General features: G+C 38.3%; 23 protein-coding genes. 7 read left to right on the forward strand and 16 right to left on the reverse strand.

The window, feature by feature from the left end; translation table 11 throughout:
* Positions 1 to 35: 35 nt before the first annotated feature.
* The gene (locus BM121_RS15715; RefSeq protein ID WP_091484604.1) at positions 36 to 530 is read right to left on the reverse strand and encodes a YwgA family protein; all 495 of its coding nucleotides are present in this window, start codon (positions 528 to 530) and stop codon (positions 36 to 38) included.
* Positions 531 to 549: 19 nt separating this feature from the next.
* The gene (locus BM121_RS15720; protein WP_091484605.1) at positions 550 to 1,854 is read right to left on the reverse strand and encodes an HD domain-containing protein; all 1,305 of its coding nucleotides are present in this window, start codon (positions 1,852 to 1,854) and stop codon (positions 550 to 552) included.
* 76 nt (positions 1,855 to 1,930) lie between these two features.
* Here BM121_RS15720 and BM121_RS15725 point away from each other — a divergent pair, with 76 nt between their 5' ends.
* Positions 1,931 to 2,752: a lipoate--protein ligase family protein gene (locus BM121_RS15725; RefSeq protein ID WP_091484606.1), complete on the forward strand. Its 822-nt coding sequence runs from the start codon at positions 1,931 to 1,933 to the stop codon at positions 2,750 to 2,752.
* Here the strand turns inward: BM121_RS15725 and menC are convergent.
* The 3 genes from menC to pta all read right to left on the reverse strand — a co-directional run bounded on the left by menC (position 2,745) and on the right by pta (position 5,959).
* The gene (gene menC, locus BM121_RS15730; RefSeq protein ID WP_091484607.1) at positions 2,745 to 3,833 is read right to left on the reverse strand and encodes an o-succinylbenzoate synthase; all 1,089 of its coding nucleotides are present in this window, start codon (positions 3,831 to 3,833) and stop codon (positions 2,745 to 2,747) included. The genes BM121_RS15725 and menC overlap by 8 nt on opposite strands.
* Positions 3,834 to 3,913: 80 nt before the next feature.
* Entirely contained in the window at positions 3,914 to 4,924 is a 1,011-nt protein-coding gene (locus BM121_RS15735) for a nuclease-related domain-containing protein (RefSeq protein ID WP_091484608.1), read from the reverse strand.
* A 54-nt stretch (positions 4,925 to 4,978) separates the two neighbouring features.
* On the reverse strand, positions 4,979 to 5,959 hold the full coding sequence (gene pta, locus BM121_RS15740) for a phosphate acetyltransferase (protein ID WP_091484609.1): 981 nt from the start codon (positions 5,957 to 5,959) through the stop codon (positions 4,979 to 4,981).
* A gap of 216 nt (positions 5,960 to 6,175) precedes the next feature.
* On the opposite strand from pta, the gene hemQ reads away from it, so the two are divergent.
* The 3 genes from hemQ (at position 6,176) to BM121_RS15755 (ending at position 8,052) form a co-directional block, all read left to right on the forward strand.
* Positions 6,176 to 6,922 (forward strand): hydrogen peroxide-dependent heme synthase, encoded by a 747-nt coding sequence (gene hemQ / locus BM121_RS15745; RefSeq protein ID WP_091484610.1) that lies wholly within the window; start codon positions 6,176 to 6,178, stop codon positions 6,920 to 6,922.
* A gap of 123 nt (positions 6,923 to 7,045) precedes the next feature.
* A complete protein-coding gene (gene gerQ, locus BM121_RS15750) occupies positions 7,046 to 7,540 on the forward strand; it encodes a spore coat protein GerQ (protein WP_091484611.1) in 495 nt (164 codons plus the stop codon).
* 263 nt (positions 7,541 to 7,803) lie between these two features.
* Positions 7,804 to 8,052: a hypothetical protein gene (locus BM121_RS15755; protein ID WP_091484612.1), complete on the forward strand. Its 249-nt coding sequence runs from the start codon at positions 7,804 to 7,806 to the stop codon at positions 8,050 to 8,052.
* Here the strand turns inward: BM121_RS15755 and BM121_RS22485 are convergent.
* From BM121_RS22485 to BM121_RS15775, 4 genes are read right to left on the reverse strand one after another with little or no spacing between them, the layout of a single operon-like run.
* A complete protein-coding gene (locus BM121_RS22485; protein WP_245780824.1) occupies positions 7,999 to 8,397 on the reverse strand; it encodes a DUF4190 domain-containing protein in 399 nt (132 codons plus the stop codon). The genes BM121_RS15755 and BM121_RS22485 overlap by 54 nt on opposite strands.
* 17 nt (positions 8,398 to 8,414) lie before the next feature.
* Positions 8,415 to 8,783, reverse strand: coding sequence for a DUF423 domain-containing protein (locus BM121_RS15765; RefSeq protein WP_091484613.1), 369 nt, complete (start codon positions 8,781 to 8,783; stop codon positions 8,415 to 8,417).
* Positions 8,784 to 8,802: 19 nt separating this feature from the next.
* The gene (locus BM121_RS15770; protein ID WP_091484614.1) at positions 8,803 to 9,087 is read right to left on the reverse strand and encodes a YwdI family protein; all 285 of its coding nucleotides are present in this window, start codon (positions 9,085 to 9,087) and stop codon (positions 8,803 to 8,805) included.
* 24 nt (positions 9,088 to 9,111) lie between these two features.
* Positions 9,112 to 10,449 carry a sodium-dependent transporter gene (locus BM121_RS15775; RefSeq protein ID WP_091484615.1) on the reverse strand — a complete coding sequence of 446 codons (1,338 nt, stop codon included), beginning with the start codon at positions 10,447 to 10,449 and terminating at the stop codon, positions 9,112 to 9,114.
* A 115-nt stretch (positions 10,450 to 10,564) separates the two neighbouring features.
* On the opposite strand from BM121_RS15775, the gene BM121_RS15780 reads away from it, so the two are divergent.
* Positions 10,565 to 11,422, forward strand: coding sequence for a fructosamine kinase family protein (locus BM121_RS15780; RefSeq protein ID WP_091484616.1), 858 nt, complete (start codon positions 10,565 to 10,567; stop codon positions 11,420 to 11,422).
* A gap of 108 nt (positions 11,423 to 11,530) precedes the next feature.
* Here BM121_RS15780 and BM121_RS15785 read toward each other — a convergent pair whose 3' ends face one another.
* On the reverse strand, positions 11,531 to 12,574 hold the full coding sequence (locus BM121_RS15785; RefSeq protein ID WP_091484617.1) for an acyltransferase family protein: 1,044 nt from the start codon (positions 12,572 to 12,574) through the stop codon (positions 11,531 to 11,533).
* A 115-nt stretch (positions 12,575 to 12,689) separates the two neighbouring features.
* The gene (locus BM121_RS15790) at positions 12,690 to 13,922 is read right to left on the reverse strand and encodes an aminopeptidase (protein WP_091484618.1); all 1,233 of its coding nucleotides are present in this window, start codon (positions 13,920 to 13,922) and stop codon (positions 12,690 to 12,692) included.
* Positions 13,923 to 14,041: 119 nt separating this feature from the next.
* On the opposite strand from BM121_RS15790, the gene BM121_RS15795 reads away from it, so the two are divergent.
* Entirely contained in the window at positions 14,042 to 17,095 is a 3,054-nt protein-coding gene (locus BM121_RS15795) for an efflux RND transporter permease subunit (protein ID WP_245780825.1), read from the forward strand.
* A gap of 100 nt (positions 17,096 to 17,195) precedes the next feature.
* On the opposite strand, the gene BM121_RS15800 is transcribed toward BM121_RS15795, so the two are convergent.
* The 4 genes from BM121_RS15800 to BM121_RS15815 form a co-directional block, all read right to left on the reverse strand.
* Complete coding sequence (locus tag BM121_RS15800; RefSeq protein ID WP_091484620.1) at positions 17,196 to 18,590, reverse strand: L-cystine transporter; 1,395 nt, start codon at positions 18,588 to 18,590, stop codon at positions 17,196 to 17,198.
* Between the two features lie 810 nt (positions 18,591 to 19,400).
* The gene (locus BM121_RS15805) at positions 19,401 to 19,850 is read right to left on the reverse strand and encodes an OsmC family protein (protein WP_091484621.1); all 450 of its coding nucleotides are present in this window, start codon (positions 19,848 to 19,850) and stop codon (positions 19,401 to 19,403) included.
* Between the two features lie 63 nt (positions 19,851 to 19,913).
* Positions 19,914 to 20,684, reverse strand: coding sequence for a TerC family protein (locus tag BM121_RS15810; RefSeq protein WP_091484622.1), 771 nt, complete (start codon positions 20,682 to 20,684; stop codon positions 19,914 to 19,916).
* A gap of 282 nt (positions 20,685 to 20,966) precedes the next feature.
* The gene (locus BM121_RS15815) at positions 20,967 to 22,685 is read right to left on the reverse strand and encodes a phospho-sugar mutase (RefSeq protein ID WP_091484623.1); all 1,719 of its coding nucleotides are present in this window, start codon (positions 22,683 to 22,685) and stop codon (positions 20,967 to 20,969) included.
* A gap of 357 nt (positions 22,686 to 23,042) precedes the next feature.
* Here BM121_RS15815 and BM121_RS15820 point away from each other — a divergent pair, with 357 nt between their 5' ends.
* Positions 23,043 to 24,125, forward strand: coding sequence for an AI-2E family transporter (locus BM121_RS15820; protein WP_245780826.1), 1,083 nt, complete (start codon positions 23,043 to 23,045; stop codon positions 24,123 to 24,125).
* Positions 24,126 to 24,250: 125 nt separating this feature from the next.
* On the opposite strand, the gene BM121_RS15825 is transcribed toward BM121_RS15820, so the two are convergent.
* Positions 24,251 to 24,769: a GNAT family N-acetyltransferase gene (locus BM121_RS15825; protein WP_091484625.1), complete on the reverse strand. Its 519-nt coding sequence runs from the start codon at positions 24,767 to 24,769 to the stop codon at positions 24,251 to 24,253.
* Positions 24,770 to 24,807: the final 38 nt, after the last annotated feature.

Here is a 24,807-nt window from a genome sequence, read left to right on the forward strand (position 1 = left end):
TTAGCGGAAAAAAATAACCCATCATCATAAATGGGTTATTTTTGTAGTCTATCAATAAATGCCCATGCTTCCTGTATGTCTTCTGGTGTATAGTTCGATTTTTTCTTTACTTCTTGCACCTTTTGTTCCATCTCATGTTTCGGCAGGTGATCGAAATAAAGCATGGTCGCAACGAGCTCCAAAAAACGTGAACTCTGTTCTTTCATTTCATGCACAATTGACTCCATCAACGGCAGTTCTGTATGGGAATGTTTGAGAAAATCTTCTCCCTGCTCTGTCACCTGATAACGATATTGATAATAATTGCTCTTATTTTCTTTAACTTCTGAGACAAAACCGAGGTTGGTGATTTCCTCGATTCGTAAACTTAACTCTTCTGAATAAGGCCCGTAAAAGTAAAAGGTATACTTTTCTTCAAAAGGCAAGCCGAATTTTTTCATGATGTAGATGATTTTTTGTAACTTTTTACGCCCGACAATTCCTTCCGATGCTGCGATTACTTTAACAAGCTTTGCATGATTATCTAGCAATGAAAACACCCCAGTTTCTTTAACTTTCTTGTTTGTTTAATATTTTCTTTATTTTTTCTTTTTCCGGTCTGTCCTCTGGCAACTTTTCTATTAAATCTTTGGGATAATATAGTTTATGATCGGTCCGTTTCTTACCTGAAATCGCCTCTACAATATCGGATTGACGGGATAATTCCCGTAATTCCTTGTTCGGCATTAACAAATGAATTGGTAGCCTTTCTTCTTCCTCTCCTGGCCGATAAAAATCATACGGCAAATCTGATGAGGAATCAACAACTAAATAATAATCCGGATCAAGATCGACATCACGAAACAATTGATAGAGCTCCATCCATTCGTTCATTTGCAAATTCGGATTAAATTCAATATATTTAAACAAACGGCGATTCATAAAGCGATACGCCAAATCACTTAAAATCGTGTCATCTTCTTCCGCCCACATTTGGAAATAATACAAGACTACTGCTTCATCCAGTCTAATGTAATCAGCAAGCGACACTTGTCCCTCAAAGAACGAAACAAAAGGTATCGGTTCTACCTTAAACATATAGCCATTGTCATATAATTCTTTGACACGGTGAAGAATTTTCGTCAAAATCACCTCGGCACTACGAGTAACCGGGTGGAAATAGACTTGCCAATACATCTGGTAACGGCTCATTATATAATCTTCTACTGCATGCATGCCTGATTCCTTAATGACAACTTGATCCTCTACCGGACGCATCACACGTAAAATCCGCTCCATGTCAAAGTGACCATAGCTTACACCAGTAAAATAAGCATCACGCTGTAAGTAATCCATCCGATCAGCGTCAATCTGACTGGAAATCAGGCTCACTACTAATTTGTCATGATAGGTCTTATTAATAACATCGGCAACTTTTTGTGGGAATTCGTTTCCAACTTTTGTTAACACTTGATTGACTTCAGTGTCCCCTAAAATAATCGATCGGGTGAAATCTTCGTGGTCTAATTTAAACACTTTTTCAAATGAATGTGAAAATGGTCCATGCCCTAAATCATGAAGTAATGCAGCACATAAACATAACAATCGTTCTTCACGATTCCAGTTCGGCCTGTCCTCAAAGTTGATAAGAATCCGGCGGACGATTTCATAAACTCCCAGTGAATGGTTAAGACGACTGTGTTCTGCTCCGTGAAATGTTAAAAAAGATGTGCCTAATTGCTTGATTCTTCTCAGGCGCTGGAATTCTTTGGTACCAATCAAATCCCAGATCACTCGATCCCTTACATGTACGTAACGATGGACTGGATCTTTAAATACTTTTTCCTCATGTAACTGATCATCTCTATAAGCCATGGCAAATACCTTCCTCTTTTTTCTTACTATTAGTATAATATAGTTTCAGGTGAACGAAAAGGTTTGGAGGATAATAATGAAAGATTGGAAGCAATTTTTTAGTGACAAAAAAATTAGAGTGATTGACCATAGCGATCCGGAGACTCTCGGGACAGCTATAGCATCTTTTGCGGTCGATGATACGCTGTGTGAATCGGTAGGGCGAAGCAGTGATCAAGTCGCGTGCAGGTTCTGGGTCCATGACAACACGGTTGTTCTTGGCATTATCGATAGTCGCTTACCAGCTGTGGACGATGCTGTCATGTTTTTACAGGAAAAAGGGTTTGATGTTGTCGTTCGGAATTCTGGTGGTCTGGCGGTGGTGCTGGATCGTGATGTGCTGAATTTTTCTTTTGTGGTGCCGGATTTGCCGGAGATGGGGATTCATTCTGGTTATGAGTTGATGACGGCGTTTGTAAAGGATATGTATGCGGATCTCACTGATGGGATTGAGGCGTTTGAGGTGGTTGGTTCGTATTGTCCTGGTGAGTATGATTTGAGTATTGGTGGCAAGAAGTTTGCGGGTATTTCGCAGCGCCGAGTAAAAAAAGGAATTGCGGTGCAGATTTATATTTGTGTGCGAGAGAGTGGGTCGGCTCGTGCTGAGTTAGTTCGTGATTTTTATCGTGTGGGGCGTTCGATTGATGATGAGCGATTTGATTATCCGGCGGTTGAGCCTGATACGATGCGTTCGCTGTCTGAATTGGTTGGCGTGGAGTTGACGGTGGAGGATAGTATTCATCGTGTGTTACGCCTGTTAGGTGATGTGGAATATGTGGACTTAGCAGGTGATGAGTTAGCAGTTTTTGAAAAGAGGATGACACAAATGATTGAGCGGAATCAAAAAACACTCAAGTGAGTACTTTTTGATCCGCTGATTGGAGGTTTAGGTCGTAGCCGATGCCGGGCTTTTTTGGTAGTGTGACATAACCATTGTTGACCTCTACTTCCGGGGTGATAATATCTTGATGCCAATAGCGGCTCGATGCACCTGGATCGGCAGGTAGCGTGAAATTGGGTAGTGTTGCTAATGCTAAAGATTGTGCACGTCCTACTCCTGCTTCCAGCATTCCACCACACCAGACGGGAATGTTATGTTTGTGGCAATAGTTATGTATTTGAATTGCATTGGTAAATCCGCCGACTTTTGCTAATTTAATACTGATGATCTTACAGCTTTGTAGTGCGATCGCCGTTTTGACATCTGCTAAAGTATGGATACTTTCATCAAGGCAGATAGGTGTTTCTATCTGTTGCTGGAGCTTGGCATGCTCTGTTAAATCATCTGGTGCCAGTGGTTGTTCGAGCATCATTAAATGGTATTGATCCATTTTTTTAAGATGTGCGATGTCTTGGAGCGTATAAGCAGAATTGGCATCGACCATCAATGGCGTTATGGGAAAATGTTCGCGTACCTTTTCTAAAATGTGCAGGTCGTTTTTCGGCTTTATTTTTAATTTGATGCGTTTATAACCTTGGTCAAGTGCTTGTGTAATTTTTTCGATAAGTTGATCGTCACTGGATTGCAGTCCGATTGCGGCACCTACTGGAATATGGTTATTTGTGCCTCCAATGGCTTGGTAGAGCGGCAGTTTATTTCGCTTCGCATAGAGATCCCACACTGCACCTTCGACAGCTGTTTTCGCCATATGATTTCTACGGATAGTGTTTAGTGCGAGTTCGCTCGGATGATTGATCTGTTGTACTTTGATCAATGGCCATAGATGGTGTTCGATCATATATTGCACAGTTGCTGTTGTTTCCTCTGTGTACCAAGGCGTATCAAATGCCACCGACTCGCCATAACCTATGAATCCATCCTTGTCATGAAGTTCGGTAATAATGACGTCCTTTTTCTTAATGGTAGTGGTGCTATTTGAAAAAGGAAATTTGAGCGGCATCTTAAAACGATGCATGATTAATTTTTCGAATGCTAGCATATTGGTGGCTCCTTTTTTTGCTGGCCACTTTTTGGTGATTGCTGGCCACTTTTCTTCGTTTGCTGGCCACTTTATTTACTTTACTGGCCACTTTTTTGTATTTGCTGGCCACTTTTCCTCATTTGCTGGCCACTTTTAAAAAATTGTACTAAATACGGATGTGAATAATAAACTTGTTTGCTCTCTCCGAATTTTATATATCCTGCTCGTAATATTAATTTTCTAGTTGCTTCCGGTGAGTCAAGCATCAAAAATTCCTGCACTAATTTCTTCGTCAATCTATTCCCCGTCAACAATGCTAAGTGATAGAGCATCGACAAGTGTGCATCGTTACTGCGTGTGCCACAATACGAACATTGCCAGCGCATACGCTCACGTAACATTCCACGTCTTTGACAATGGGGGCAGGGTACTCCTTTGATTAAATCTTCCCACAAAATGTGATGTTTTTCTAGTATCGAGATCGAGCGTTCTTGATGGTTTTCTTGCAAAAATTCAACTAATGCTCTATTTTGTTGTTCTGTTATAGCGGGTGAATGTTTGGCGGAAAGTTTTTCTAAAAATGCGGGAACTGCTTGACTAGTGAGGATGCGGTGATGTTCGGGGTAATCATGAAGTTGCAAGATGGCATGATGATTAACAAAGACCGCTGCTCTGTATACCGGCAGTTGTTGGATTTCATGATCAGATAAATAAGTTCGTAAGTTGGCATATTGCCTGTCCACTTGTAAAAGGGGATCATCAAAGGTTCTGGTGATGCCGTCTTTTTCACGAATCAATTGGTTAGATTTCGGGTCAAAATAAATGATACCGGTGTAATTTTTCACTTCAAGAATGACGCGAAAGCCAGGTGTGAGAATGATCCAATCCAGTTGAAAGGATGAATGGTGTTCTAAACGCAGTCTTTTGATCAATTGGAAGCTTGGGATATATGCTTGATGAAGGTGATATTCGAGGTTGTCTTCTCCTGCGATTCCGGAGTCAAGGCGGCGGAAATGTCCATTAATGATTGGGTATTGGGTGTGCATTTCTGGGAGGTGTTCTAGGAGTGCATGATATTGCTGCCAAATAATTGGGGTTTCGGGTATCAATTTTTCCCTCTCCTTTCCTACCCCTATATCATAGCAAAAATGCACAGTAGAAATCTACTGTGCATCTAATGCTTGTGCTGCGGTGATTAATGCTAATTTATAGGCTTCTTCACTGCTGCAACCACGTGATAGGTCGTTTACCGGTTGGTTGAGTCCTTGAAGAATGGGACCTACTGCATCGAAACCACCTAAACGTTGGGCGATTTTATAACCGATGTTACCTGCTTCAAGACCAGGGAATATAAATACGTTGGCGTCCCCTTTCAAAACAGCACCAGGTGCTTTTTTCTCTGCTACTGATGGAACAAAGGCAGCATCAAATTGAAATTCGCCGTCCAATGTCAGGTCTGGTGCCTTTTCTCTGGCGATGTTTACTGCATCGGCAACTTTCTCTGTCTCTTCTGACTTTGCTGAGCCTTTTGTTGAGAAGCTAAGCATGGCAACTCGAGGGTCAATATTAAAAAGTTTTGCGGTTTCGGCACTACCAACTGCGATTTCCGCTAAATCCTGACTGTCTGGAGCGATGTTGATTGCACAGTCTGCAAATACATATTTCTCTTCATCGCGCACCATAATAAAAACGCCAGAGGTTTTCTTGATACCTTCTTTTGTTTTAATAATTTGTAATGCCGGGCGTACTGTGTCTGCTGTGGAATGAGCAGCACCACTTACTAAACCGTCTGCTTTCCCCATATAAACAAGCATCGTACCAAAATAATTTTCATCCAATAACATGTTGCGCGCATCTTCTTCTGTTGCTTTGCCTTTACGACGTTCGACAAAAGACGTAACCATCTCTTCAAAAGCCGGGTAAGTGCTTGGATCTAAGATTTCCACTCCTTTAATATCTACACTTAATTCTTTCGCCTTCTGTTCTATTTTTTCTTGCAATCCGACTAATACAGGTTCTACTAATCCGTCTTCTTTTAATTGGCTAGCAGCTGTTAAAATCCGTTCGTCCAATCCTTCAGGAAACACAATTTTTCTAGTATTTCCTTTTAATCTACTTTTAATATCCGTAAATAAATCAGTCATTTTTTTACCCTCCAACTTATTATCTGTATTATATGATACGCTTTTTTGTGTCATAATGAAAGGATGAACCTATATGAATGCGTTTCATTCTAAAAAATTTTAAAATTGTTCATTTTTTTGTAAAATATTAGTCTTTTTACATAGCGTTTCAATCATTATTTTTCCCCAAATATGTTATATTAAAACGAAAGAATCATTTCAGAAGGAGTGAATCAGATGCCCGAAGCAGTAGAAACAATGGATGGTTGGTATTGTTTACATGATTTACGCAAAATAGATTGGACAAAGTGGAAAAAGGCATCAGAAGAAGAACGCAAACAAGCGATTGATGAATTACAGTCGATGATTCGCGAATGGGAAGCTGTCTCAGAAGCACGTGATGGCAGTCATGCTTTTTACTCGTTAATCGGACAAAAGGCAGATATTATTTTAATGATTCTCCGTCCGACAATAAAAGAATTAGAAGACATCGAATTACGTTTCAATAAATCAAAATTCGCCGAGTTCACCACTCCAAGCTATTCCTATGTCTCAGTTGTAGAGTTATCCAAATATATGTCGAAAGCAGGGGACAATCCAGAAGAAAATCCTGGAGTTCGTGCGCGCTTGAAGCCAAAGCTACCACAATGGGACCATATTTGCTTTTACCCGATGGACAAGCGTCGTAATGGTAATGATAACTGGTATATGCTACCGATGGATGAACGTCGTCAATTAATGTATGAGCATAGTTTGACCGGAAGAAAATATGCTGGTGAGATCAAGCAAATTATTACCGGCTCCATGGGCTTTGATGATTGGGAATGGAGTGTTACCTTATTCGCAAATGACGTACTACAAATTAAAAAGATCGTCTATGAAATGCGCTTTGACGTTGTAACTGCTAGATATGGAGAGTTCGGACCATTCTATGTAGGCAACATTTTACAAACAGATGAGATTCCATCTTATTTAGCTGTCTAAAACACACGGATTATCCCGTGTGTTTTTTTATGCATGTTTATTGAACAAAATGCATATAAATGGCTAGTAGGAATGCGGAAACAAGCACGAGCAAATTTCCGATTACAGAAAGGAGTCTTATTGATGAGTCAAAACCAGAACCAGAGCCAACAACAGCCTGTGAATATGCAACCATATACTCCACAAGGCTATTATGGTATGCAAAGTGGCTATGGAGCATATCAATATCCGTATGGACAAATGCCTCGAATGGATCAACTGGGACAAATGCAGATGGCACAAAATGGACCGCAACAACAGCAACAACCACCCGTTTCTGATGTACCTGGGATGCTTCCGGCAGAAGAATCTTATATTGAAAATATATTACGATTAAACAAAGGAAAAAAAGCTACTGTTTACATGACTTTTGAAAACAATGACCGTTGGAACGCAAAAGTATTTAAAGGGACTATCGAAGCTGCAGGTCGTGATCACATTATTTTAAGTGATACAGAAACTGGAAAACGTTATGTTTTATTAATGGTATACTTAGATTATATTACGTTTGATGAAGAAATTAATTATGACTATCCATATAATCAAAGTCCAGGCATGACTTCCTATTCACCAAGGTAAAGTGGGACTTCTTAGATCAATGTTCACCATGATAAGAGCAACTTAGACACAAGTATATGCTTGTGTCTTTTTTTACAAGATAAGAAAGTATAAACGGAGATGTCTAGCTCCAAGCGCCAAAAACTAGGCGACTTCACGAATCACCCTACGATAAGTCATCATCGGTTCGTAAACTCACCGTGATTCCTTTATCTCAGTTGATTCGCTCCAGTCACTACGTTTCTAAACGGGCGCTTTGCGCTTTTCTTATGGAGGTATATCAAATGATGAGAAAAGCTACAGTCGATGAAATAACGGTTGCTTGCTTTAGCATAACATTAGTATTCATGGTGCTGGCATGGCAAAATGGGTCGGTTTTTTTAGGAATGATTGCATTAGGCTGTTTAAGTATCAACCTATTTATTGAAGCTTGGAAAGAGTGGCAAAAGAGACATGCTGTTTTCTTTTCACAATTTGTATTACGAGGTATTGGTATTATCGTCATTATGGCGTTTGCAATTCTCTATATCTAAAAAAAGTGTGGTATCCCCCACTTCTACACATTTCCTGCCATACCTAAAAAAATTACGCCGATCCAAAAGAGAAATTTTAATGCTATCATTATGATGCCTAAAATTAGCCATCCCTCTTTTAACTTGCTTATTTAAACCAACAATACCAAAGATAACAGCGAGAACGCCTAGAATATACGGTATAAAAGGAATAATATTTAAGACAACACCAATAATTCCTAACACTAACCCCGCGACTGCCAGTCCGTTTCCTTCCTGTTGTTCCACCATAACTCGTTGTGGTTCCTCCAACTCAATCACTCCTCCCCCATTAATTGCATAAAACAAGGGTCCTTTGATTTTCATCAAAGGACCCTGAAGAATTATATATACTTGATTACTGCATAGCCTAGCAACACCCAGCCGACTAAAAATGCTAGTCCGCCAATTGGTGTAATCATCGCAAACGTTTTGATCTGCGTTGTCGAATAGATGTAGAGACTGCCGGAGAATAAAATAATGCCCGCAAAGAAAAACCAACCTGCTGACATCATACTGCCAGCCGTAATTTTCGGCATTAATAAACCTGTTGCAAGTAAGGCGACGGTATGGAACATTTGATATTGTACCGCCTTCTCCCATGTAGCAAGCATCTTTTCTGATAATTTCCCTTCTAAACCATGTGCACCGAAAGCACCTAGTGCAACGGCAAGAAAACCATTAAGAATACCTAATAATAATAAGATTTTCATCTGTTTCTCCACTCCCTATTTAAAAGTCAAGTAGTGAATCCCCATTAGAACCGTCATCTTCCACTTTTTTCTCTTGCTTTGTAGGTGGTTTTGGTGCAGGTTGTCCAACCATTTGCTGCCACTCTAATTGATCGATCGAATTCGTGGATGATGCCGCTTCCGGCTTACTGCTATCCTGATCTAATAATAAATCTGTTAAAGATTGCACTGCTTTGGCATGTTCTCTTACTTTGCTATCATTTTGCAGCGCTTGTTCACATTCCGCTATAATTTTCTGCAAAATTTGCTGATTGGTAATTGCCATAATTGCACATCCCCTCTCACGCTATTATACAATTCCAAGCGAATTTAAGAAAATGATAATGATTAAAATCGGTGCGATAAATTTCACTAGTACATACCAAATCTGACTAATCTGATTATTGGTTAAATCCGATGCTTCTAAAGCTTCTTGTTTGGTAAAATACCACCCGACAAAAACTGCCATCGTTAGTCCGCCGATTGGTAAGAAAATATTAGACGAAAGAAAATCCATCGAATCTAAAATATTTCGATCACCAATTAAGGTTAAATCACTCCATTTTCCCATTCCCAAGGAAACCGTAACACCAGATGCAAATATGACGATGCCGACGATAAGTGATGCTAATTTTCTCGACATCTTTGCTGCACGCATCAGATAGGCAACTGGTACTTCCAGCAAGGAAATCGAAGAAGAAATCGCAGCTAAGCTTAAGGCTGTAAAGAATACCAAACCAACGATGTCACCGAAGTTCATTTGATAAAAGATTTCCGGTAATGTGATGAAAACAAGCGGTGGTCCAGAACTAGGATCAATGTCAAAGGCAAACACAGCCGGGAATATCACAATACCAGAAATAATCGCAAATAAGGTATCCATCACACCAATTCCCACTGTTGCGCCCGGCAACTGGTGCTGTTTTGTTAAATAACTTCCGTACGTCATCATCGTACCAACACCTAAGCTAAGTGAGAAGAAAGCTTGTCCTAATGCCGCAATATACACAGAAGGATCATCTAATACCGACCAATCTGGCTTAAAGAGGAAAGCAAGTCCATCAGCAGCGCCTGGCAACGTTATACTATAAATCGCCAATGCAACCATCATTAATGCTAAAATCGGCATTAATATTTTATTGGCAAGCTCTATTCCCTTTTTAACACCTACTAATACAATTAACATGGTAATCCCCATGAAAAGAGCATGCCAGAATAATGGTGCATAATCCTGTGAAATAAATGCATCAAAGGATCCGCCAAACCCATTCTCTGGCATCACTGTCATTACACCTGTTACATATCCCCACCAGTAATACAATGCCCATCCAGCGACGACACTGTAAAAGCTTAGGATCAGAAAGGCACTCGCAACTCCTACATATCCGACCATAAACCATGGTTGTTTTGGTGCTAGCTTCTTATATGATCCGACAATATCTCTTTGTGCCTTCCGTCCAATACTTACTTCTACTAATAATAATGGAATACCTATAACTAACACACTCAAAATATATAAAATTAAAAATGCGCCTCCACCATTTTCACCAGCTACATAAGAGAACCGCCAAATATTACCTAATCCAACAGCAGAACCCATTGCAGCTAACATAAATCCAAGTCTTGATGCCCAATTTTCTCGTTGCATTTATTTTCACCTCTAACTACAAATAAATAAATTCTTTCCTATTGTACATGATAGAACCTCGCTTTTCTACCTTGATTTTTTGATGCTATACTAGTGTTACAAGGAGGAATCGTTTATGTACAAGAAGTTACAATTAATGGGAGATTATTCCCCCGTTCAACTCGTCCAACCGGTAGCTGGTGGTGATATTAATCAGGCTTATTATGTCCAAACAGCGGAAAAACATTATTTTATCAAAACCAATCAACGCGTACCGGCAGATTTCTTTAAAATAGAAGCAGATGGATTGGAACAAATTCGTGCTACTAATACCATTGCTGTACCGGAAGTATATCATTATGACATCGCTAACGGTGATGAAGAAATTGTCTTGATCATGGAATGGGTAGAAGGAAACAAAAATGCCACTACTGCTCGTGTGTTAGGGGAGAATGTAGCTGCTTTACATTTAGCGGAAGCAGGCTCATCCTTTGGGTTAGATCAGACCACATTTGTTGGAGAGTTGACGCAGGACAATGTATGGTATGACAATTGGGTGGATTATTATCGGGAGAAGCGCCTTCGTCCACAAATGGAGCTTGCCATTGAAAAAGGGAGAATGAATGGCAAAAGGCGCGAACGTATGGAATCTTTATTAGCCAATCTCGATCAATACATACCGAAAACCCCTAGAGTATCATTATTACATGGTGATTTATGGGGTGGAAACTGGCTAGTTGGCAAAGATGGGGAACCTTATTTGATTGATCCTTCTATTGTTTATGGGGATCATTTATTTGAGCTTGCGTTTACGGAGCTATTCGGTGGCTTTCCGGCTGATTTTTATCAGAGTTACCAAATAGCGTTCCCGATCGAAGCATATTATGAGGATGTAAAGCCCATATATCAACTGTTTTATTTGATGGTTCATTTGAATTTGTTTGGAGAGGGATATGGCGGAAGTGTAGACCGGATCCTGGCACATTATTATTAAAAAAACATCCGCACACTTGAATCGTGAAAGATGCTGCGAAGTAATGAAAATTTGTCTTGATATAGCTTTCACCCAAGGACACAAGTGCAACACGAAAGAAAAGCCATCTTATGATGACTTTTCTTGGTATTGATATACTTGTTCTGTTGGTTTTTCCTTCGTTTTTCGCTCTTTCCACCATTGGTGAATAATGTCTGTTTTTACTTCGACTATTGGTTGGGTAAAGGTTACGACCCATTTGGATGCTAAGAACCATACGATTGCAGCTGCGATGACGGCAAGACCTAACGTATCAAGGTTTTGATCTACGGCTAGCAAGTTTGCTTGTCGCCCGTATTGAATAATAACGCCATGCAATAAATAGACATACATCGTATTTTGACCTAGTGGTGTAAAGGAATAGTGTTTATTTGGAACTAAAAGTAACACCGCAAAGACCATTAACATGGCTACCATATACAACATAGTACGGATAAAACCACCGCTAACTGCTGCATCCATCACCTGATAAGAATGAGAACCAAATAACCATTCAGCCGGAATCGTTGGTGTCACATAACTCACGACAAACACCGCAATTAAAACACCTATTGCTACTGCCTTTTTATTAACTGTCTTCCATTTAAATAATTGCTCCTTAGACAGCCAATAACCGATTAAGAAAAACGGAAAAAAGACAAGTGTTCTTGATAAACTGAATGATGGTCCGATAAATGGTAAGTAACCAATCAAAATACCAATTACAAAAGCTAATGGTATGCCGTAAACAGGTTTCAGTTTTTTAAATCCAATCAGTAATATATGCCAGCTAAATAAGCTTAATAAGAACCATAATCCCCAAAGTGGGTCATATAACGTTGAATCCCAACTATCTTTACCAATCCCTAAAAAATAGATAGAATAAAAGAGTTGGAATAAGAAGTACGGGAGTATAATTCGTTTGGCTAATTTCAATAAGTACCCTTTGTCACTTGCCCCTTTAGCAAAAAAACCACTCACTAAAATAAAGACAGGCATGTGAAAAATATACATCCATTGATAAATTACATCGACTATTTCAATATTTTGCTTTAAAGGCTGAATTAAGTGACCAAACACAACTAAAAATATAAACAGAAGTTTGGCATTGTCAAAATAAGCTTCTCGGCGCATACTTTTATTCTCCCTTTTTATGCTTTAATTCTATCTTACCCTCTATAAGGGAGAACAAAAAGTGTTTCCGTTTATTGTTAACAATTTGTAAATACTGTGTTATGTTTTTGAAATTTTAAAACGAAATAGCCCATGTGCCATTATGGAAAATCGCTTCTGTTTCTCCGTCTTTCGTTATGCCATCAATATCCATATCTGCAGAGCCGATCATAAAGTCTTCATGAACAATGCTATCATTGACACCATGTTGATCCATTTCTTTCTCCTTCATATCAGATCCACCTTCTATATTAGTTGGGTATGCTTTTCCTAATGCAATGTGGCAAGATGCATTTTCATCAAACAGTGTATTAAAGAAAATAATTCCCGCTTGAGAAACTGGCGATTCATGTGGTACTAAGGCAACTTCACCTAAACGTGATGCTCCATCACCATCTGCTTCTAACAACTGTTTGAGCGCTTCTTTCCCCTTCTCACATGTGTAATCAACTACCTTACCGTCTTTAAACGTCAACGTGAAATTCTCTATTATCTGACCTTGAAAGCTTAGTGGTTTTGTACTTGCAACATGCCCATTGACTCCGTATTTATGAGGCATTGAGAATACTTCTTCTGTCGGCATATTTGGGTTAAACGCTATTCCATCTGTCGCCTTTGCCGCTCCTCCATGCCAAATATGACCTTCTGGTAGTTCAATAGTTAAGTCAGTTCCTGCTGCTTGAAAATGGAGTTTTGCATAGTTCTTTTCATTTAAGTACTCACGAGCATCTCGTAATAATTGATTATGTTTATTCCACGCTGCGATTGGATCATCTTGGTCAACACGTGCAATACGGAAAATTTCCTCCCATAGTTTCCCTTTCGCCTCTTCGGCATCTAGGCCTGGGTATATTTTGTGAGCCCATTCTGTCGTTGGATAGCCAACAATTGACCAACGCGCTCGATCATTCATCATATAATCGCGATATTCTCTTAAGGCAGTAGAACTTGCTTTCGTAGCTGCAGCCATCCGTTTACCATCGATACCTTGTAAGAGATCAGGGTTCTCGCCATAAATATTTAATACAGCATAGCCATCTTTCACCATGCTAACCATGGCATCCTTACGCCATTCCGGGAATGTTTCCAGTACCTCCATTGGGGCATGCTTCATTTTTAAATAAGTTAACTCATCATCTTTCCATTCGACGTGAACATTTTTTGCTCCTATCTCGTATGCTTGCTTCACAACTATTCGCACAAATTCAACCGCTTCAATTGGGGCCTGAACTAATAATCCTTGACCTTCTTGTAAATTCACACCTGTATGTAATGATAGTTTTGCATATTTTCTTAGTAATTCCTGCATGTTTCATCCTCCTTAAAAATAGTCCTACAATAATGCTACCTCAACGATTTAAAAATGCAAATACAAACCTTTATTGTTTTCATTTAGCTAATTGTATACAATAATAAATATAATGGGAGGTGTTGCTATTGGAAACATTAATAAAATACCGAAAAATAGTTTGGATTTTCGTTTTATTATTTATTATCACAGGCGTTTTTACATATTTACAAACACCTAAGCGCGACATACCAGAAATCGAACAAAATATTGCCTCCATTTCAACTGTTTACCCTGGCGCAAACCCGGAAATAGTCGAACAGGTTATTACAAATCCTATTGAGGAGGAACTACTTGACATAGATGGTATCGATCAAGTGACATCTGCTTCTACTAATGGATTTTCTACCTTAACGGTTACAATAGAAGATAGTGCACATATTGATTCCGTCTATTCTACGATACGACAGGCCGTACAGGATGCTCAAAAAAACTTTCCAGATGCGGCCATGTCACCGGATGTTACAACAGACCTTGCCACCTCAAGTGTGGCTACCTATCATTTACTGAGTGAAGATCGTGAACATCTGTTTTCTACTCGTCAACAAATGGAGACCTGGAAATCTACCTTAAGCGAAATAAGGGGAGTTGCTTCTGTTTCCGTTAAAGGATTACCAGATCAGAAAGTTGTTATTTCATTGGATCAATCATTATTATCGGAGAATGGGATTCAACCTAATCAAGTGATTGACGCCATTCAAAGTGAATTAAGCCCAAGTGCATTAGGAACTGAACAAAATGAAGGGCAGAATATCTTATTAAATATAGACACTATTGATGACATATCACAATTAGAGAACATTTATATAACAGAAGATACGCATTTAACTGATCTCGCTACTATTTCGGTAGAAAACGAAGTAGTAGATGATTTGATTACACATCATGAACAAGCCGCATTATCGTTAACGATTTTTGCAGAAAGTGCTGTTAATATTACAAACCTCCAAGCACAAATTGATAAGAAAATAGCAAATCTAAAAGAAGATTTACCTACTGATGTTTCCGTAGAACGGTTTTACTCACAGAGCACTGTCATTGATGAGGTGTATTCAAGTTTATTAATCTCATTTGCGATATCCTTGCTTGCTGTCATTGTCATTATGATTCTCGGGCTACCATTGTCTTCGGCTTTTTTAGTAGCACTTGCTATTCCGATCTCGATTATTATCGGCTTCATTCCTTTACCATATACAGGAGTAGACCTAAACCAAATTTCGATCATCGGTATTATAGTCGCGATAGGCATATTAGTCGATGATGCGATCGTTGTGAATGATAATATTATGCGGCGTTATCAATTAGGTGACCCACCGCTGGAAGGAGCAAAAAAAGGAGTAAAAGAAGTCGGTGTATCGATTGTGACATCTACGTTATTAATCGTATTCAGCTTCTTCCCTCTGACCTTTTTATCCGGTAGTAATGGAGAATTTATCAAAGCTTTACCGATCGCCTTAATGGGGACTATTATTGCGTCTACATTAATAGCCTTGGCATTTATTCCAACCATTCAATATACCAGACAATTAAAGGTATACCGTACCAAAAAACGTCATATTGGAATATTAACGAACTTTTTCCGTTGGTTAGAAGATCAATATACAGAAAATGTTTTACCAACAACAATTAAAAAACCATGGATTACCGTTATCAGTGGGATGATCATTTGTATTTTATTACTATTATTGGTTATAAAAGTACCGTTTGAATTCTTCCCTGCTGCAGACCGTCAAGAAGTAACGCTTTCTTTAACACTAGAGGAAGGTACACCTCTAGAAAAAACAGATCAAACATTGGCAGAGATAGAAAACTATATACATGGCAATGCCGAACATATAACGGAAACGGTTCGCTACACTGGAGATGGTTTACCTAATATCTTCAATTCTAGTTTGACTAGATCTGGTGAAAATACCGGTCAAATCGTAGTTCGTGTTGATCGTGACCAAACATCTGCTAGTGATTTTATTAAAAATTATCAAGAAGAATTACGAGAGCAGTTTCCTGATGGCGAGATTTTCTTAGAAACAATTGTATCGGGGCCACCACCATCTCCAACAATTCAGTTGAAAATACAAGGGACAGATTTAGATGTATTACTAGAAAAATCAACTGAGTTAAAAGATAAGTTAAATGCTCTCGAATCTGTTGAAATTGCAACAGTGAATGCAGGAACGAGCCAATCAGTAAAGACATATAAGATTGACCGTGATTTTTTGGAGGAACATAGGATTCCGATTAATCAAGTAAAAAATACACTTCAATCTGCAAATACTGGTATACCACTGACCAAAATTAACGTGGAAGATAACAGATTAAACATGAATTTAGTGTTGGATGAAGGAGCAGAAAATTCGATAGACCTAAGCGCCTTGAATGCTGTCGTCCCTACAGAAGAAGGAGTACTGGAAATTTATTCCTATGAAGAATTTATTTCTACTCACACAAAAGAACAAATGGCTGCGATCACCCATGAAAACGGTGAGAGAACCATTACGATTGCTGCGTATGATTCTGGTCAAGGTGATTTTGCTGCCGAAACTTCAGAAGTGATCGAAGCAATGCGTACAGAACTTGCCGGATTAGGGGGCAATTACGTTTTGAATGAGGATGGAGAAGTAAGTGCTGAGACAGAATTCTTTGTTGAAATTGCTAAATTATTTGTAATTGTGTTATTTCTTATCTATATAACACTTGCGGTTCAGTTTAATTCGTTATTGACGCCAGTTTTAATTACAAACACTGTATTTTTAGCCTTGACAGGTGCAGTTGTTGGCTTATTTGTCAGTGGTCAGCCACTTAGCTTTCTAGCAGTACTCGGTATTGTTTCCTTATCTGGTATCGTCGTTCGAAATTCGATATTAATTATTGAATTTATCGAACAGAATAAAGGACGCTATGACGGTAATACTGTTGATGCCATACTTGCAGCAGGCCGTGCAAGATTACGACCAATCATTTTAACAACATTGACATCCATCGCAGCGTTAACACCGATCATGTTTATGGGTGACGTATTGTTTAAACCATTAGCAGTATCGATTGTGTCTGGGATTATTTTCTCGACAGTATTGACATTATTATTACTCCCAGCCTTTTATATAACGATGGAACGAATAAGGATCAAAAAATAATACATCACATATTATTCACCACTACATCAACATACTTCATTTTTTAGGATTCAAACATTAAAACTCCTCTTGTAATCATAACAAGAGGAGTTTTAATGTATTATAATGCGATGTCTTTGTTGACTGCTTCTTTATCGTCGTATTTTTTAATGTTTAGTTTTTTCATTATTTTAGATGTTAATGTTCCAGATAAGATGGAGTCATTTACATTTAATGCTGTACGTCCCATATCGATTAGTGGTTCTACAGTAATAAGTAAACCTGCTAATGCTACTGGCAGATTCATAGATGATAGCACGATTAATGCAGCGAATGTTGCACCACCACCAACACCAGCAACACCGAATGAACTAATACCAATGATTAAAATCAATGGCAATAAGAAACCTGGCGATAACGGATCGATTCCTTGTGTAGGAGCGATCATTACTGCTAGCATCGCTGGATAGATACCAGCACAACCATTTTGACCAATAGTAGCACCAAATGATGCTGCCATATTAGCTGTACCACTATGCACACCGAGACTCTCTTTTTGCACCTGAATCGTTAACGGAATAGTACCTGCGCTTGATCTTGATGTAAACGCAAAGCCCAGTACTGGTACTACTTTACGTATATAAGTTAATGGATTCAAGCCAAATACAGCTAGAATAATCATGTGAATAATAAACATGGCAATCAATGCGACATATGATGCACCAACAAATTTACCCAGTTCAATAATACCTGCTATATTTGTCTGTGCTACTGTATTTGCCATTAATCCTAAGATACCAAATGGTGCTAAGCGTAAAATGATGGTTACAATACGCATGATCACTGTATAAAACGTGTTTACTATATCTACAAATTTTTCCGCTTGTTCCGGTTGCTTTCTCCTTACACCCAACACAGCAATTCCGACTAAAATAGAGAAAATAACAACAGCAATAACAGATGTTGCACGTCCTCCTGTCATATCTAAGAAAATATTAGACGGAATAAATTCTAATATTTTTTGCGGGGTTGACATGCCATCTAAGGAACCTAATCTCTCTTCAAGCGCTAAACCACGCTCTTCTTCTTCTTGCCCCATTTCAATTTGATCAGCATTTAAGTCGAAAATAGTGGAACTTGTTACCCCAACTACTGCAGCTATCATAGCGGTAGAGACAAGGATACCAATAATCCATGCTGACATTTTTCCTAGTTCGGATGATTTCTCTAAATTAATGATTGATTGAATAATAGAAACCATTACTAATGGAATAACAATCATCATTAATAGACGGACATATCCTCTCCCAACAATGTTATACCAATCTGTTGTCGCACTTACAACTTCTGAATCTACTGAATAGACAATTTGTAAAAAGGCACCTAATAGAATACCCAAGCCTAAACCTGCGAAAACTCGTTTACTGAACGATACATATTTTCTCTGCATACCAATTAAAATACCGATAAATAATAGCATGATCGCAATATTGATAATTATTAAAAATGTATTCATCTTTTCTCCTCCTTTTTATTAAACCGATATAAATACTTGGATTATGTTACATTTTATTATTTCATATGTCAAAACTTATGATTTGTGCAATAAAATATTTCCAAGTATTTATTATTTTATCAATATATCTTTGGTTACTTCTAGAGTGTTTGTCGTTCATCTCATTTTGTTCATCAAACACCATCATAAGAAAAAACGGGAAAGCCCACCCGGTCCTTATAACAGACAAAAATAAGAATCGTGAACATGCAAAAAGGGTGGATATCTTATCGTTTACTTTGCTCACATACGGTTGAAATGAATAGTATAGATAACACCCGCTTCGGCTTGTCCATTTCGCTTTCCGGGTGGCATGCTCGTCAGCTAACTTTGCAAAGAAAAGCCCTTTGCAAAGTGGATCTTCCGATCACGCTGATCACCCAGGAGTCGAAATGGCCGCCTACGCTAAATAATGCTCGACAATGCGTGTAAGTATTGATGACGACTGCCATTCTATGTTTTAAGAAAACTCGACATGTTCCGTGTACATAACATTGTAGCATCACTATCTAGCGAAGGCCGGACGCTTCCACTCCAGTGGGAACTGTTTTACTCGAAGATCCACTTTTCCAAGCGGTTTTTGCTCGGAAAAGTTAGCTGAGAGGAAAACCCCACGGAAAGGGAAGTGACCAGCCGTAGCGATTGCCTAACACTCTATACCTTTCAAAACACTCTTTATTTATGTCGCTGCTATAAGACAAAACGCTGTTATACCACGGATTATATATTTTCTTTAATTATAAAAAAACTTGCACTCACTAGGAGTACAAGTTAGCTTGCAATCGATAAATCTTCTTCTAATACAAGTTCAACGTTCCCTTGAATTGCGCGGGAGATCATACAGGATGACTCTGCTTGTTTGACGATATTTTTTAGTCGCTGCAAATGATCTGCGGTTGCTTCTTTGTTTAATACCACGACTGGACGATGAGTAATTCGTTTATAGGTAAATACTCCATTGGATACATCCACGTCTCCCAGAGAACTTAATTCTATGTGCTCCAGAGGTAAATGTGCTCGTTCGATCATTGCCGCCAGTGTTATTAAATAACAGGTAGCTGCAGCACCTAGTAACATCTCGTCTGGATTTGTACCAATACCCGGACCATCCATTTCTGGAGGGATAGAAATTTGAGTGTTAAGATTGCCTGCCTGAATATGTCCTACTTCATTTCTGCCACCAGGCCACGTGGCATTTAACGTAAATTGATGTAATGCCATTTTTATTCATCCTTTCCTTCCCCTAGTATAGACATGATGCTTCAGATGATAAAAATGATCTGTTTACGCTTCTGCTTCACCTTTTTTACTAGAAAGGAACCAGCCAGCTACTGCAATAGCAACAAGCACAAGATAGAACGTTAACTTCCATGCTAACGAGTGTGCGAAATCATGCGGCAATAAGTGGACATCTTCATGAGCTAATACACTTATTACCAATTTAATACCAACCCATCCAACAATAATAAATGCTGCAACTTCTAATCCAGGACGTTCTTTCAATAATCTAACAAATACATTTGCTGCAAAACGCATAATGATTAACCCGATCATCCCACCAGCTAATACTACAAGGAATTGTCCTGTATCAAGACTCCCGATTGTACCAAGACCTGTTTCAGGTAAAGCTACAGCTAATGCTACGGCAGCTAAAATAGAATCTACCGCGAATGCTAAGTCGGCAAATTCGACTTTTAAGACGGTCATCCAGAAACCGGTTCCGCCTTTTTTCTCGGCCTCTTCTTCAAGTTCTTCCGTTTCTCCCTTATTCTTCTTACGAAATGTGTCATATAAGTGCTTAATCGAGATAAATAATAAATAAGCTGCTCCAATTGCCTGTACTTGCCATACATCAACAAGGAACGAAATAATAAATAATGAAGCAAACCTTAAAACAAAAGCACCTGCTAACCCATAAAAGAGTGCTTTTTTACGTTGGTCATCCGGTAAATGTTTTACCATTATGGCTAGAACAAGCGCATTATCCGCTGCTAAAATCCCTTCAAGACCAATTAAAACTAATAACACCCATCCGTACTCTAAAAGTAATTCCAAACTACTCCATCTCCTTTAGTACATAAATATGATCTCCACCAGCTAATAAAGGCCATAAAAAAAACGAGACCTTTACCACTGATGGTAAAGGTCTCGCTAACAACGTCGAGTTGCCAATAATGCCGGAGATTACTCTCGAAATGACGGCATTTACTGTAACAGCTACTCCCCTTTATGTATGTTATAACTATAAGTCTTTTTTTACTTCATGTCAATCTGTACTTATCAAAAAGACCCAATACCATCCAAGTGATAGCATTAGGTTCTTCTTTTTCTTCTTCATTATGCATGAATAATCTTATTTATTCTTTCCTCTACTTCTGTTTGAATATTTTGTAAAAGGGCTTTACTTTGATTGGCATCATCTGTTTTAACACCGAAATAACTTTTAATTTTAGGTTCCGTACCAGAAGGACGGAAACATACCCAAGCATCATTTTCTAATAAAAATTTCATGACGTTTTCTTTTGGTAAAGTAATGTCCTCTTCCGTCGCATCGATTGGTAATTGACGCTTACTGCTTTGATAATCTTCGATAGCCGTTACTTGTAATCCACCTAATTGCGTAAATGGATTTTTACGAATATCTTCCATAATTGCTGCAATTTGTTCTGCACCGTCTTTACCTTTCAGTGTTAATGATTTCAAACCTTCTAAGTAATAACCGTGTTGTTCATATAATGTATCTAATGCCTCTAATAATGTCTTCCCTTTCGTCTTCCAGTAATTCGCCATTTCACATGCTGCTACTGCTGCTTGTACCGCATCTTTATCACGGACGAAATCTCCAATTAGGTAGCCATAGCTTTCTTCATAACCGAAAAGGAATTGTCTTTCATCCGATTCAAATTGTTTTATTTTTTCTCCGATAAATTTAAACCCCGTTAACGTGTTAATCGTATCGACACCATAATGAGAAGCGATCGCTCGTCCCAATTCCGTTGTTACAATTGTTTTAATGAATTGTCCATTTTTGAGTTCCTTATCATTTGAATGTGATAACGTGTAATCTAATAACAAAGATCCCAACTGATTACCTGTTAATACTTGATAAGAACCATCGCCATCTTTAACAGCAACACCCAAACGATCTGCATCTGGATCTGTACCAATTAAAATATCTGCATCGACTTTTTTTCCTTGTTCAATTGCCATCTCAAATGCTTGATGCTCTTCAGGATTTGGCGATTGCACTGTCGAGAATTCTGGATCCGGTTTTGCTTGTTCTTTCACCACATGTACATGATCATAGCCAATTTGAGCTAATCCTTTTAACACTAGGTCGTGTGCCGTTCCATGCAATGGTGTAAAAACAATATTGACTGTATTTTCTTCTGCTTGCTTTTGAATGGTTTTCAGCTCTTGGAGGTAAGCTTTATCTACTGTTTCCCCAACCCATTCCAAGAGTCCTGCACTTTCAATTTCTTCCTTACTTTTTACGCTAACATTCAATTCATCTTCTACTTTATTTACTTCTTCAATAATGGATGCAGCTTCTTTTAATGGTACTTGTCCACCGTCCTCGTTATATACTTTAAAACCATTATATTCTGGAGGGTTGTGACTGGCTGTAATCATGATACCGGAGGCCGTGTTTAAATACCTAACCGCAAATGAAAGTAATGGTGTTGGGCGTAATGATTCAAATACATATGCCTTTATATTGTGTGCTCCTAAAACCCTTGCCGTTTCTACAGCAAATTCCTGTGACATATAGCGAGAGTCATATGCTATCACAACCCCTTTGTTATGTGCATGATCTATATGTTGTGTTATGTAATTAGCCAATCCTTCCACTGCTTTACGAACAGTATAGATGTTCATTCGATTGGTTCCAGGTCCTAGCATTCCACGCATACCACCTGTACCAAAGGTTAAATTGGTATAGAAGGAATCTTCTAACTCATTCTCACTTTTGGATAGTTCATCTAATTGTTTTTCTAAATCTTCATCAAGCGCTGTAAACGATGTCCATTTTTTTAATGTATCTTGCCATGTCATGCGATTTCCCCCTTAGTCTAACATTATATATTCTTATACTAGCATAGTCTTTCTATCGTTTCTAATGTTACCTCACGTCACTTTACGTGGAGTACTAAGCAACGAACTTTGTGATCCCCGCAGCGTTTGTAAAGCACTTGGCAGGAAATAAATTCTAAAATAACGAGATTTCACGTCAGAATTTATCACGGTGCTCATCGTCCATAAAACCTGATAAGTTTCACTAACCATCATCGAAGGTTAAAAATCCGACTGACTATGGAATCGAATCATTTTTAGCCTAGCTCAAATACCATTTTTTCCATTTTATATGATAGAATAGAATGGACGAATATGATAGAAAAGGTTGTGGCGTTTTTGTTTGAAAAAAAAGGCATACGTATTCTCTTTACATGTATACTGATTTTTACATTAATCTATCTCATCTCTTTAACAAAGTTTATATTTGAACCTGTTGGTGCTTATCTAACCGCCATTTCGGTTCCTATCATTGGAGCTGGGATTATATTTTATATTACCAATCCGATTGTTAACTGGTTAGAAAAAAAGAAATTACCACGAATTGCAGGTACGTTTATCGTGTTCCTCTTGATTCTGTTCTTGGTTACCATAATAATTAACTTCGTTGCTCCTGTTGTCCAAAAACAATTTTCAAACTTTGTTGATAGTATCCCGAAAATGGTAAACAATGCTGAGAATCTGTTCGAAATGTGGCAGGAGAATCAAAATATTATACCACCACAGTTTGAAAATACAATTCAAAACGTAACGGATAACTTCAATCAATATGCTGAAAGAATCACATCTAGTATTATCGGAGTAATCGGTCAAATTTTCAGTTTTGTTTTTGCTTTTTTCTTAATACCGTTCTTCCTTTTCTTTATGTTAAAAGACGGTTACAAATTTGCGCCCTTTGTATCAAAATTCCTAAGTGCTAGCAAAGAAAGAAGCTTTAAAACATTAACAGCAAACATTAATCATACGCTGGCTTCGTTTATCCAAGGTCAATTTATCGTGAGTGTTTGTGTTGGGGTGATGCTTTATATTGGCTATTTGATCATCAGACTGGAGTACTCCTTGTCCTTGGCATTGTTCGGATTAATAATGAATTTCATTCCATTTCTAGGTCCATTTTTATCAGCAATTCCCGCCATTATCGTTGGCTTCTTTCAAGAGCCAATCATGGCACTATGGGCCACTATCGTAATGGTGGTAGCGCAACAAATTGAAAGTAATCTCATCTCTCCAAATGTGATGGGAAGGGCATTGGCTATTCACCCATTAACCGTTATTACTCTGATTTTAGCTGCAGGAGGAATTGCAGGATTTTTAGGATTATTGTTCATCATTCCTGCGTATGCGGTTGTTAAAACGATCATTGCACATTTCTATCGTGAGTGGAAACAAAAACAACCAGAAGAGGATCCGGATTTGTTATAGAAGAGAAGAATAGACGATGATATAAGATACCATGGCTTTTCGCCACTTATGCTGGCGAAAGCCTTAGTTACCTTATTAAAAAAGCACATAAGACAATTTCACTTGAAGATGTGATGCTTTTACCATTATTCTAAATGCTTGACCATAATATAATTGTTATGTTCTTCATCTCCTATAAAGATAGAGTAAGACCCTCTCTTTTCAAATCCCATTTTTTGATGAAAATCAATTGCATTTTTATTTTTGCGCCATATTCCTAACCAGATGTCGCTTTTTTCCCTCTCTCTTGCAATATCAATCCCTGTTTGCAGTAGTAATTTTCCTAATCCTTTCTCATGAAAAGTATTCTTCACGTAAATACGTTCGATTTCCAGGGCGTTATCACCTATTTGGTATGTTTGGGCGTCTCCTTCATTTACTTTTAAATAACCTGTTAGCATGTTGTCTACGTATTGGAATAAAAATGTCGAGGATGGATTGCTTAGTTCTTTCGTTAGTTGTTCTGAATTGAAGGCTTGTTCTAAATATTCATTAATATTTTCGGGTGTGTTTAAATGACTGTATGTTTCATTATACGTTTCTGTACCAAGGTCCTGTAGCAACTCTAAGTCTTCCAGTGTACATTTTCTAATACTTGTTTGCACTAAATCCTCTCCCTTACAGTTTTTTTAAATTAAACTTT

Source organism: Gracilibacillus orientalis, from assembly GCF_900114645.1.
In the GTDB taxonomy this organism is placed as follows: Bacteria; Bacillota; Bacilli; order Bacillales; family Amphibacillaceae; genus Gracilibacillus; species Gracilibacillus orientalis.

Bases quoted from the DNA above. Each gene is read 5' to 3' on its own strand.
- BM121_RS15775 (WP_091484615.1), bottom strand. From the start codon at position 10,449: ATGCAACGAGAAAATTGGGCATCAAGACTTGGATTTATGTTAGCTGCA.
- BM121_RS15720 (WP_091484605.1), bottom strand. From the start codon at position 1,854: ATGGCTTATAGAGATGATCAGTTACATGAGGAAAAAGTATTTAAAGAT.
- BM121_RS15725 (WP_091484606.1), top strand. From the start codon at position 1,931: ATGAAAGATTGGAAGCAATTTTTTAGTGACAAAAAAATTAGAGTGATT.
- gerQ (WP_091484611.1), top strand. From the start codon at position 7,046: ATGAGTCAAAACCAGAACCAGAGCCAACAACAGCCTGTGAATATGCAA.
- BM121_RS15800 (WP_091484620.1), bottom strand. From the start codon at position 18,590: ATGAATACATTTTTAATAATTATCAATATTGCGATCATGCTATTATTT.
- hemQ (WP_091484610.1), top strand. From the start codon at position 6,176: ATGCCCGAAGCAGTAGAAACAATGGATGGTTGGTATTGTTTACATGAT.
- BM121_RS15755 (WP_091484612.1), top strand. From the start codon at position 7,804: ATGATGAGAAAAGCTACAGTCGATGAAATAACGGTTGCTTGCTTTAGC.
- pta (WP_091484609.1), bottom strand. From the start codon at position 5,959: ATGACTGATTTATTTACGGATATTAAAAGTAGATTAAAAGGAAATACT.
- BM121_RS15790 (WP_091484618.1), bottom strand. From the start codon at position 13,922: ATGCAGGAATTACTAAGAAAATATGCAAAACTATCATTACATACAGGT.
- BM121_RS22485 (WP_245780824.1), bottom strand. From the start codon at position 8,397: ATGAAAATCAAAGGACCCTTGTTTTATGCAATTAATGGGGGAGGAGTG.
- menC (WP_091484607.1), bottom strand. From the start codon at position 3,833: ATGCTAGCATTCGAAAAATTAATCATGCATCGTTTTAAGATGCCGCTC.
- BM121_RS15770 (WP_091484614.1), bottom strand. From the start codon at position 9,087: ATGGCAATTACCAATCAGCAAATTTTGCAGAAAATTATAGCGGAATGT.
- BM121_RS15780 (WP_091484616.1), top strand. From the start codon at position 10,565: ATGTACAAGAAGTTACAATTAATGGGAGATTATTCCCCCGTTCAACTC.
- BM121_RS15765 (WP_091484613.1), bottom strand. From the start codon at position 8,783: ATGAAAATCTTATTATTATTAGGTATTCTTAATGGTTTTCTTGCCGTT.
- BM121_RS15785 (WP_091484617.1), bottom strand. From the start codon at position 12,574: ATGCGCCGAGAAGCTTATTTTGACAATGCCAAACTTCTGTTTATATTT.
- BM121_RS15805 (WP_091484621.1), bottom strand. From the start codon at position 19,850: ATGGCATTACATCAATTTACGTTAAATGCCACGTGGCCTGGTGGCAGA.
- BM121_RS15815 (WP_091484623.1), bottom strand. From the start codon at position 22,685: ATGACATGGCAAGATACATTAAAAAAATGGACATCGTTTACAGCGCTT.